Here is a 12,197-nt window from a genome sequence, read left to right on the forward strand (position 1 = left end):
CTTTCCTTCAATCCTCTACAAATTTACATGCATTCTTCATTGAAATTTTAAGACAGAAAAAAGGAGCATCAACACATATGTGGAGAGCTCCCATTTTCAACATACACTATTTCTTTTTTATTATTTCTTCACATTAATATATAATTTTCCGTTAGCTGTTTGTCTTGATTCATTTCCAAAGGAATCAACAGCTTTTACCTCAATTGTGGCACCGGCCGCTACCATATCCTTAGTAGCAGTATAGTAACCAACATAATAGCCCGGTGAAACCTCCATCATTGGAAGCTCTGTTGCATTCGCCAGTTGTGATGTTCTCGTTTGTGTCAGCGGCATATGGATGAAGAAAGATGCTTTCACGCCAGGCTCACTTGTAAACTCAATCTTTACACTTTCGCCCTTCTTCAATACCTTATCCACCTCAGGTTTTACATTTTGAATTAATGGTGCTGTGTATTTGACGTCGACTTTTACAGATTTTTCAGTCGTGTTTCCAGCCTTATCTTTGGCCATAACTTTGATTTCATTCTTTCCTTCATCAAGCATAATTCTTGCAGAATATTTTCCATCCACTACTTTCGCTGTAGTTCCATTAACAAGGACGAAATTTAAATAGTTATCTGCTACAGTTCCTGTAACGGTAACGGTCTCTTTATTCAATTTACTTCCATCTGCTGGCGAGCCAATTGTTAACTCTGGAGCATCGGCATCATAGGTTACGTTTACAGGTGCGGATGCATCCGTCATCCCTTGTGCTGTAGACGCTTTTGCCGTTAATTGATTCTCACCCTTATTTAGTTTCACGTCAACAGAATATGTGCCATCATCTTTTGAATCAACGGTAGCAACTTCTTTGCCTTTATTAAAAATATGAACCTTTGCCGTTGGTGCAGCTTCACCTTTCACAGTTACTGTTTCAATGTTGGTGAACGTTCCATCAACAGGAGAAGTGATAGTTGGTTCTGTTACTTCATAATCAACCACGGCACGAATCATATAGTTACCCTCAGCTTCAGGAGAAGGTGTCCATGCGCCTCCAACTAGCTGCCAGCTTCGCTTCGCATTTGTCCCATCCTCATCTGTTGCCATACCAGGTGCTTTCGTATTTACATCCGCTTGGATGTAAACGATATAGAAGTCACCTTCGACAATGATACCATGGTTGCTTAAATCCACTTTAGTCCACTGACCATTTCGAAGTGCAGTAGCATCAAATGGACCGGCTATTTTTTTACCAGGTGCACCGTCAGGTCCTGAAGCATCATATACTGCTACTTTGAAGGCAGTACCTCCTGGAACCGGCCATTCCGAAGTCCAGAAACGGAATAAACCACCTGTCACTAATGCCTTTTTCTGGCCTTTTGCTAATGACATTTTTACAGCCCAGCCATTTCCGGAATCGTAAAATGCGCGCGCGTTTTCAGCTGTGCCGTCATCATAGCCGATTTCACCTGGGAAACCGATGAAAGGCTTAATATCAAAATTCTGCTCGATGTTTCCTTTTAGTTTAATTGTTGCTTCTTGACTGTAAAAATGTGGTGCTATAACTTTAAGAGTATAGTCACCTTCATATCCCGTAAGTGAAAAATGTCCGTTTTCATCCGTTTGGACAGGCTGAACGGCTGCATCTTCTATAACATATACAGTCGCCCCAGCAACTGGCTGTCCAGATTGCTTATTCTTGATCGTTCCTGCAACAGTTCCCTTCGCTTTTTCCTGAAGTGTAAAGTTCGCTGTTGCTTCCCCATCCTGTGCAATGGTTACTGATTTAGTTTGCGAGTGATAGCCATAGCTTTCAGCAATGACCGTAAATGTTCCTGCTGAATGTGTAATCTCAAAGCTTCCATTAGCAGGGTTAGTGGTTACAGAACGACCGGATTCCACAACCGTTACTTGAGCCTGCATAGGTAATTGCATTGGAGCAGCCTTTTCAGTGCTTGCATCCTTTTTCACTTCAGGCATCATCATTGTTAACTTATCCGGATTGACCTTTTCTTTTTTAACAGAATCTGCTGCAGACTCCTCTTTTTCAGTTGTGACGTCCACCTCTGCTTTTTGTGGCGCAGCAAGTGGTGCATTTGTTAAGCGAACATCATCTATATACCAACCTTGCTTTGTCACACTTCCATCGGTTGTGAGGTTGAAAGCTACATAAATTCTTTGGCCCGCATATTCACTTAAATTCACTTCACCGTCAATCCAGCCATTTGACAGATTATTGACGCGAAGCTTTTGAACCCAGTTCACACCGTCTGTTGAGACAAATACATGCCCATAATCATAGTTTCTTTCAAGCTCATACCATTGCTTAAATTGGAGATAACTGCTTCCTTCAGGCAAATCAATAGGCGGCATCTGTAACGAAGCGTTCGCTTTGCTATCATAATTTCCAGTTAGATTTGTCGCATATACTTTTTCACCGGAGAAAGCTGCCCCAGGACCGTTTGTTGGCTTACCCCACTGCCAAGAATTATTGGCACCATAGGAAGTCCAGCCATCAGGATTACTTTCAAAATTAGCAACATAGCCTACTGTAATTCCTGGAAGAACTGTGACACTATGTTCACTAACAGATTCATTTCCACCGAAATCAAGTGCTTTCCACTTATATACCAAAGCATTTCCTGAAATGTCTGCACCAGGAATATTGACGCGGTACGTTCCATTTTTGTAATCACCGCTAATCCGCTGTGCAGCAACAGTCGTCCATGAACCATCTTGTTTTTGATATTGGAGCGATACATTTGTTACACTAATATTATCGGCAGCTGAAGCTTCTAACGTTAACGGCATTCCTGCAAAAACCGTGGCAGGTTGGGAATGTGTTAACACCGGTGCTTCACTGTCGGTTCCTTCCTTCGTTACCTGGCCTTTTAGTTTTCCTAAACCAGAAACAACAGAAGATACGGCATCAAATACATTCAATAATCCTGAGCCATAACCGTTATTTGGTGATGTTGGATATTTGTTGTCTGTTAAAGGAATGGCTGTTGTTTGTAAAATTCGTTCTAGATCATCAACTGTTAAGCTTGCATTTGCTTGTTTAAGTAGTGCAATGGCTGCTGATACGTGCGGACCAGCCATCGAGGTTCCATTCCATCCGCCTTCATAGCTGCCCCCAGGAACAGAAGAACGGATATTGACACCTGGTGCTGCAATTTCTGGTTTGATTTCCCCATATGGAGATGGTCCAAGTAAGGAAAAGCTTCCAAGTTTGTTGTTAATATCGGTAGCTCCTGTCGCGAAGGATTCTGGGTAGTTTGCCGGATTGGCAACAGATCCAGGACCTCCAGGATTACTTATCGTCGTATTCCCAGCAGAGAATTCTGGGAAAATTTCTGCAGCTCTCCACGCATTAACCATTGGACGGTACCACTCATCAAGCCCAGGACCTCCACCCCATGAATTATTAATGACATCTGGTGCCATGTCAGGGTTTCCACCCGGGGCAATCATCCATTCACCAGCTTCTATTAAATCTGCATCCGTACCGCCAGCTGCTGTGAATGCCTTTACCGCAATCCACTTTGCACCTGGTGCGACACCGATAATATTGGAACCATTCGGCTCTGAACCAACCATTGTTCCTGTTGTATGTGTTCCATGCCCATGATCATCATATGGTGTAGTTTGACCACGTGTTGCATCAAACCAGCTATACGTATTATCTGTTTGACCTGTAGCAGCATTGTAGCCACGATATTTTTCCTTTAATGCCGGGTGATTCCATTGCACTCCGGTATCAATCGAACCAATGACAACTCCGCTGCCATCAATTCCCATTTCCCAAACAGCTGGAGCTCCTACACGGTCGATATTCCATTCAATCGAATTGGTTCCAGCTGCTGGATCTTGTACAGCTGTACCTGCGGTTTTTTCCGGTACAAACAATTGTCTTGTTTCGTTCGGAAGAATTTTTTCAACCTCTAGAAAAGCCGCTGCTTTTTCCATTACCTCTTGCGTTGCTGTTACTGCAATCGCATTCACGATATAGTAGGAATGAACATCCTTGGCCTTTCCAGCCTTCACTTGCTCCTCAAGAAACGCCAACACGTCAGTCTGTGTTTCTTTTGCTGTTGCTTTTAACTCGGAGACAATTGTGTTTCGCTTCAATGATTTTGTTTTTGCAGGTGTCGCCTTTTGCTGCTTGGCTTTATCATCAGCTGCCTTAGCAACTTTTGCAGAATCCAGCTGCTCTTTCATTTTGATGAGAAAGGTAACTTTATCCTGACCATCAAATTGGTTGTAAAGTGATTTTGTTACTTTTTGCTTCGGTGTTGGCACCTGATCCTTCGCTGAAGCACTTACTCCTTTTGTTTCAGCGTTCGCATTCATTTGCGGCTGAAGAAGCAATGGCAACACTAGGATGACGGTTAATAGAGTGGATAATAATCGTCTTTTCTTTCTTTTCATCCTCTTACCCCCTAAGTATTTTCCTTATTCACTGAAACTACTACCCTCCTTCCCTCGCACACTATATGTCAGAAACTAGGTGCTAACTTAAAAATAGCTGTTTAACATTTGTTTTTGTGTCATATTATGTCACATAAATTTGAATAATCAGAAATTGATAGTTTGGTTGTGGTTGGGAAAATTGGAAAATTAGTCCATAATAATGTCGACAGTTCTAATTTCATAGTTAATATAAATCCTTATTACTATTTCCTTCTTCTTTATATGGGGGGATATTTCTATTCTTTCAAAAATTGAGCCATTATTCCTAGTTTAATTGATACAGATAAATAGAAAGAAATTTACATTTCATGATTGTAAGCGCTTTATTTTCCCAGTTTCCTAATTAATAAGGAGAGCCGCATGAATAGGTATGCAGCTCTCCTTTTTTCTCTAACTGTGTAAAAATCATTTTTTTAAAAGAGCCTATTGTTTTTATGAAAGTATAGTTGAATCAATTGATTGAAGGAAATCTCCAATTACCGCTATAAACTCTTCTGGCTCCTCGATATACGGCATATGAGCACTTTTTTCAAAAACATGGAATTTCGCGTGAGGCGTTAAGCTGGTGTAAAACTGTGTTGTTTCCGGAGTAGCTTCATCAAAACGCCCACATGTATATAAAGTTTGGCAGGTAATTTCCTTTAACTGGGATGTACAGTCAAATTCCTTCAGATTTCCAAGCACAGTAAATTCTGACGGGCCCCAAATAATATTGTAAATTTCAGAATTGCGATACCATGAAGGTCTTTGTTCCAACCATTCGGGCTGCTTCTCCATTCTGTTAACAAAATGTTTACTAAATACGTCAATAGCAGCTTCAAATTCTTCTGAATCAGTCGTCCCATTTTCTTCACAGTGTTTAATCGTTTCCTGCACATCAAGTGGCAGTTTCTTAAGGTTTCGCTTTTGATCCTTCTCCCATAATGGAGCGCTAAGGCAAGGACTAGAAAAAATAACACTTTTCACACCGCTTGGCTTCGTTAAGCAATATGCAGCCGCGAGAGTTGTCCCCCAGGAATGACCAAGAATATGTACTTCATCAAGTTTAAGGGCTTGCCGCACTTGTGCTAATTCTTCTACGAATCGTTCGATGCTCCAAAGAGACGTGTCCGTTGGTCTATCAGATTTTCCGCATCCCAATTGATCATATAAAATCACAGGCCGTTCCTTTGCAAGAGCCTTTAAACCTTGCAGGGAATAAGACGAAGACCCCGGCCCGCCATGCAAAATAATTACCGGTGTTCCCCCGCCGTTTTCATCGAATATCTGATACCAAACTCTTCCTCCAGTTACATCAATAAATCCTTCTTTATGCATTCAAACTCCCCCTTATATTTGTTTGTTGTTGATACGTTTATCTTTTTCTCTCACAATGAATCTGTCATCAATACGGCACGAATTCGCTCATCATTCTTGGCAGTGCTCAAAATAACTTTTTCCTTTCGCACCGCTTTTGCCTCCCACCACGTATATTTTGTCACATACTAGTATTCTATGAGGTCATAATTATTCCCTTTGAATGTTTCGGAAATAATATTATCCTTTAAATTGTTGAAAAGTTTCTACGAGGAGGTTTATGGGAATTTCCGTGAAAAAGTTGACGTAGGGGGAGTCTACGTGGAGATTTGGGTTGGAATTCTTTGAAAAAGTTGATGTAGAACGAGTCTACGTGGAGATTCGGAGTGGAATTCTTTGAAAAAGTCGATGTAGAACGAGTCTACGTGGAGGATCGCGGTCGAATTCTTTGAAAAAGTCGATGTAGAACGAGTCTACTTGGAGGTTCGGAGTGGAATTCATTGAAAAAACAGATGTAGAGCGCTTCTACGTACCCTTTTTCGGTGGATTTCTTTTTAAAAGGTAACCTAGACATGTTCTACATTCAGATAGCCTTTTAAAATAAACAAAAGACCCGAACCCACAGTTAAAACTTGGGTCAGGCCTCCTAAATTATCGTTTCATCTTCCAAACAGCTGCAATATTGGCGGCTGTCCTTTCTACATATTCCGCCGCATGTGTAAAGGCATCCTCTAGTAAGACAACACCTGGAACGATACTAAAAACCGCATCAATTCCATAGTCGTGGACTATATCGCTGTCATTTGCAATATTACCTGCGATTCCAACAACAGGGGTTCCAAACTTTTTAGCCGTTTTCGCTATACCAATCGGGGTTTTCCCAAAAATCGTCTGTCCATCAATCTTTCCTTCCCCGGTAATCACCAAATCAGCATCTTGAACGAACTGAGAAAGCCCGGTTGCCTCAATGACAATATCAACGCCCCGCTTCAGCTCTGCATTTAGGAAGGCAAGCAAACCTCCACCGAGACCACCGGCCGCACCGGCACCAGATACATCCTTAATCTTTTTACCGAGATCACACTCAATAATGTCAGCAAAATGGCTAAGATTCGTATCCAATTGGGCAACCATTTCCGGGGTTGCTCCTTTTTGCGGTCCAAAAATGGCTGAGGCTCCTCTTTCCCCTGTAAGCGGATTATCAACATCACAAGCAACCTCTATTTTGATCTCTTTTAACCGTGGGTCTATATCTGCTAGATCGATCGACTCTAAATCACCAAGTGAGCCCCCACCTTCACCAATTTCATTCCCATTTCTATCAAGGAATTGGACTCCGAGGGCTTTCGCCATTCCCGCACCGCCATCATTTGTAGCACTACCACCAATTCCAATGATGATATGGTTGACACCATAATCGAGAGCAGCAGCGATTAATTCCCCTGTCCCTCGAGTTGAGGTGATCAAAGGATTTCGTTTTTCAGCTGGGACAAAGTGTAAACCTGAAGCTGCCGCCATTTCAATCACAGCTGTTGTCTTGTTACCGAGAATTCCGAAAAAGGCCTCTACAGGTACACCAAGAGGGCCAGTTACTTTTTTTCGAATAATTTCCCCTCCAGTTGCATCGACAAGGGACTGTACCGTCCCTTCGCCACCATCAGCCATTGGGATTTTTAGATACTCCGCATGAGGAAAATGACGTTTAAATCCTTTTTCGATGGCATCTGCTACCTCAAGTGCAGACAAACTTTCCTTAAATGAATCTGGAGCAATGACAATTTTCATCTTATTTCCTCTCCTGTCAATCCCAATTTACCGCTCATTTTTCAAATTCCTGAAAGCGTCTCATCATACTTAACATTCTTTGAGTGTACTAACAGTGCTGGGTAATTGCTATGTAATCTGCGTGAAAAATTATCTCTTTTCCAAAATGAAGTTTTTCATAAACTTTTACTATTTTGCAAACGATATAGATGGAGGTGAACAAAATGGAAAAAGATAATAAACAAAACATTGAGCATAACAATGAGGAAATAATGAATAGAGTGAATCAAACCTTTGATAAGATAAGTCAGGATGTTAAAAACATGATAAATAATAATGATTCGTCCGATAATGAACAATACTCCTAACGCCAGAAATGGCGTTTTTTATTAGCCTTTTAAAAATTTTATTTTATAAAATAGAATGCTTAACACCAAAGTAATCAATGAAAAAAATAAAGCAAAACTTGAAAATGCGAGCACGTAGACATTATATTTCGCTATTTTTACAACCAGCCGATAACTGTCCATTTGAAATAATCCTGCAATTAGATTAAACAAAACAAGCAATACGAAAATCGTTAAGAGTCCTTTTGCGGATCCTTGGATATCCGCTTTACTTAAAGCGATGTGAGAAGAAATACTTATAGCTATTATTAAAAAAATCCAAAATAAAGGGTTTATGAGATTTTCTATAGTAAAGAGACTCTTGAAAATCACAATAACTGCTTCAGCTATTATTTTTAAAACCGATAAATCAAATTTATCAACAGTAATATGATGTTGAATCTGGTCTAAAAAGGCTATATAGGATTGAGGTACTAAAAAATACATACTTAATATCAACGAGCCGATGCCGCTAAATATAGGACCCAAGCCGATAAAAAAATTTCCCACTTGCTGGTAAATACTATGACGATTATAAGTGTGCTCAACATAGCCGAGCACCCCATTAGGACTATTCAACTGTAAAAGCTTTACCTTCGTTACTCGATGGCCCCAAATGAAACACTGTATAAGGTGCCCTATTTCATGAATTGGAGTTCCAATCCATGCAGTTACAAGGATCCCTCGTGGGCCAAACGTACGTACCAGATATCTATTTGAATACCTTTCAAGTATTCCTAATAGTAAACCAACAGCCATCAAGATGCCTAATAGGTAAAACAATTCAACAAAGCTAAGCAACAAGGTATTAAAAAAAGAGAATAGGAAATCCATCTTTATTTCCTTTCATTCCAAGGTTGTTTTCTATTCTCCATGTTATACCATTCTCATAAAAAACATTCATTTGGCCTTGATGTGAGAGAGGTTGTTTTTATGTCCCTTTTAGTGACCGGTTATGGATTTTTTTCCCGTCCACGGGTACTGTGATCCTCTCAGAGTGACCGGCCGCTGCTTTTTTTCCCTATCATGGGCACTATGAACCTCTCTATTTAATTCTTTAACAAGTATTTTTCCATCTATTTACCAAGGATACTCCCCTTCCTTATTTTTATCCGTTTTGGAAAAATAAGCAGGTTGATAGCTTCGTACAAATTTATTTGTATTAGCGTTAATGTATCCGGAACCGTATGTCGGATCTTCAGACTGCCACACACCATTCAACATAACTTCATTCCAAGCATGGTTTTCACCATAAGCAATTTTCGCTTCAATACCTACAGCTCGGTGAAGGGCAGCACTTAAATGAGCATAGCCGGTACAGAGCACTATACGAGATTGTAAGGTTTGCTGTGCAGAATAGATTGGCGGGTTGGTTGAATTTACAAGTGGAGCATTATAGGAGATATTTTTTGCTACCCACTCAAAAATGGCCCGCGATTTTTCTATATCCGATTCCTTTCCGCTCGTTATGTTTTGGGCTAAAGCCGAAATGGCTGGGTCATTACTTTGAACCATGTAACTTGGAGCTAAATACGGGTCTTCATCTGTTAATGTATATTGGGCATAGCCAAGAACCTTATTCGGATCGTTTTCCTTTCCATTGTAATATTCATCCAGGTTGATGATTACATCCCCTACTGTATAGGTTAGTGGATAAGCATAATTTATTTTTCCATTGGTAAAAGGAACCTTTATGGTTGTATCCTTATGGGCTCGCACTTCTTGAATATATAAAATGACACCATCCGCATTATTGTATTTTCCATATTCTGTAGGTTTCCCTGTTACAACAAGCTTTCCGTTTTCTACTGTTACGTCATAGGTTTGAATCTCCGTTGGCTGATAGTTTCCCTTCGAGGGTGCCGAGGTAGAAGTTGTAGGTTTTTGCTCATTTACTTTAGCTTCACTGGTTTCATTTTCTTGATTCCCCTCGTCTGATAATTGGAAACTATTTATGTTCAAGAAGCTTTTTATTTCTTCAACTGAAGGAATCATATTTTTTTCGGATAAAAACATAAATGCACAAAAACATATGAAAAGAAAGAATAGTTTTTTCAAAAAGTACAACACCTCAACTTTCTCACTCAGATTATATATGAATAGAGTACATGATTATCAATTTAGTTTATTCTACTATATTTCACTATAAATTCGAAATTCCAGTAATTTTTATGTCGGATACGATACGATTTGATATAATCAATAACATAAAAAATGGGCTTTTGATTTTTGGGGTGGCATAATGAAGAAAACAATTGGGTTGTTTGCCCATGTAGATGCAGGAAAAACCACATTGGCCGAACAACTGCTATTTCATACAAAAACAATTAAACAAAGAGGACGGGTCGATCATAAGGACACCTTCCTGGATAATCATGAAATCGAAAAACAACGTGGAATTACCGTGTTCGCAGAACAGGCAATGTTCTCTTTTAATCAATCAGATTACTATTTAATCGACACCCCGGGGCATGTGGATTTTTCCCCAGAAATGGAACGTGCAATTCAAGTAATGGATTACGCAATAGTCATCATCAGTGCCGTCGAAGGAATTGAAGGACATACCGAAACTGTATGGAGGCTTCTTCAGCAGCATCAAGTACCAACTTTTTTCTTTATTAACAAAACCGATCGGGTCGGCGCTGATTCCGAAAGAGTTTTAGACGAAATCCGCAGCCATTTAACCACTGACGTATTTGACATTACCGAGACGTTTACTCACGGTGATATGACCGAGGAACTAATTGAATTTATTGCCGAGCGGGATGAGTCACTTTTAGAACAGTACATGGATTCAGGTTACCAACCGGAACTATGGTTAGAAACGATGAAGAAGCTGCTGCACGAAAATCAATTTTTTCCATGTGCAACCGGCTCAGCGTTACAAGATATCGGGATTGACAGCTTTCTTGAAAAATTAGACTTGTTAACAACTTCTCATTATAAGCGTAGTGAACCCTTTGCCGGCCGTGTCTATAAAATTCGCTATGATGAAAAAGGAACGAGAATTACGTTTATCAAAGCACTTAGTGGAACATTAAAAGTACGCGACGAAATCAGTTACGGCGATCAAGAAAATCCATTCTGTGAAAAAATAACCCAAATCAAATTATATAGCGGCAACAAATTTAAAACGACCGACCAAATCTTAGCCGGTGATATATTTGCCGTAGCCGGTTTGTCATCAGCCTCTGCAGGAGACGGCTTAGGAACAATAAAAGAAAAAGCTGTATACGAAATGGTCTCAGCCCTAAAATCAAACGTACTATTTGATTCATCGATGAATGTGAAAGACGTACTGAGGTATTTTAACATATTGAATGCAGAAGACCCCGCATTAAATGTGATCTGGGAAGAGCGTTCGCAGGAAATTCATATCCATGTAATGGGGACGATTCAACTTGAAGTCTTAAAGCAAATCGTTAAGGAACGATTTCACTTCGATGTCTCATTTGGAGAACCGGAAATTTTATATAAGGAAACGATTGATTCTGAGGTGACAGGCTATGGCCATTTTGAACCATTGGGCCATTATGCGGAAGTACATTTACGAATAGAGCCAGCTGAAAGAAATGGCGTCATTTCCTTTGAAAGTGTGTGCCATACGGATCACTTAACGGTTGGAACGCAGAACCTCATTCGCCACCACTTATTTGAGCAAGAACATCATGGGTTGCTGACGGGATCGCCCATTTCCGATGTGAAAATCACGTTGCTAACAGGTAAGGCCCATAATAAGCATACCTCCGGGGGCGACTTTAGAGAGGCATCCTATCGGGCATTACGACAAGGCTTAGAAAAAGCAATAAACGTCCTGCTTGAACCGTTTTATCAATTTAAAATGAAAATGGATTTGGATCATCTCGGAAAAGTGCTGACAGATATCCAAAACGCTCATGGAAGCTTCGACCCGCCTGTAACTGAAGGTAATCGAGCCATTCTAACCGGGAAAGTGCCGGTCGTAACTTTTATGAATTATGGACCTGAATTTGGCTCAATTACTGGAGGAAAAGGAACCATGAATCTAGTATTTGGCGGATACTACCCATGTCATAATCCAGACCAAGTAATTGAAAAAATCAATTACAATAAAGATGCTGATCCAGAATATACATCCACTTCGATTTTCTGTTCAAAGGGACAAGGTTATTCGGTTCCATGGGATCAGGCCGAAGCGGAAATGCATTGTAAATAGTTATAGTGAAAAAATATTGGCGACCCGATTTGCTCTTTTTATCTCATTCGGGTCGCCAATACTTTTTATTAGACACTTTTTCCTCTCTTCTTATCTCAGTTCGG

The 12,197-nt window shown here is 40.3% G+C and carries 7 protein-coding genes; 2 read left to right on the plus strand and 5 right to left on the minus strand.

Translation table 11 applies throughout. The annotated features are described in order from the left end of the window. Positions 1-120 precede the first annotated feature (120 nt). The 3 genes from QNH20_RS13600 to QNH20_RS13610 form a co-directional block, all read right to left on the minus strand. The gene (locus QNH20_RS13600; protein WP_283918543.1) at positions 121-4,410 is read right to left on the minus strand and encodes a S8 family serine peptidase; all 4,290 of its coding nucleotides are present in this window, start codon (positions 4,408-4,410) and stop codon (positions 121-123) included. Positions 4,411-4,884: 474 nt separating this feature from the next. Beyond that, positions 4,885-5,769: a proline-specific peptidase family protein gene (locus QNH20_RS13605; protein ID WP_283918544.1), complete on the minus strand. Its 885-nt coding sequence runs from the start codon at positions 5,767-5,769 to the stop codon at positions 4,885-4,887. 630 nt (positions 5,770-6,399) lie between these two features. Further along, on the minus strand, positions 6,400-7,533 hold the full coding sequence (locus tag QNH20_RS13610; protein ID WP_283918545.1) for a glycerate kinase: 1,134 nt from the start codon (positions 7,531-7,533) through the stop codon (positions 6,400-6,402). A gap of 203 nt (positions 7,534-7,736) precedes the next feature. On the opposite strand from QNH20_RS13610, the gene QNH20_RS13615 reads away from it, so the two are divergent. Next, positions 7,737-7,880, plus strand: coding sequence for a hypothetical protein (locus QNH20_RS13615; RefSeq protein WP_283918546.1), 144 nt, complete (start codon positions 7,737-7,739; stop codon positions 7,878-7,880). A gap of 21 nt (positions 7,881-7,901) precedes the next feature. On the opposite strand, the gene QNH20_RS13620 is transcribed toward QNH20_RS13615, so the two are convergent. Then, entirely contained in the window at positions 7,902-8,732 is an 831-nt protein-coding gene (locus QNH20_RS13620) for a hypothetical protein (protein WP_283918547.1), read from the minus strand. Between the two features lie 246 nt (positions 8,733-8,978). Next, positions 8,979-9,956, minus strand: coding sequence for a transglutaminase domain-containing protein (locus QNH20_RS13625; protein WP_283918548.1), 978 nt, complete (start codon positions 9,954-9,956; stop codon positions 8,979-8,981). Positions 9,957-10,140: 184 nt separating this feature from the next. Between QNH20_RS13625 and QNH20_RS13630 the strand changes: the two genes are divergently transcribed. Then, a complete protein-coding gene (locus tag QNH20_RS13630; RefSeq protein ID WP_283918549.1) occupies positions 10,141-12,093 on the plus strand; it encodes a GTP-binding protein in 1,953 nt (650 codons plus the stop codon). Positions 12,094-12,197 lie beyond the last annotated feature (104 nt).

This window comes from Neobacillus sp. WH10 (assembly GCF_030123405.1).
Classification (GTDB): Bacteria; Bacillota; Bacilli; order Bacillales; family Cytobacillaceae; genus Neobacillus.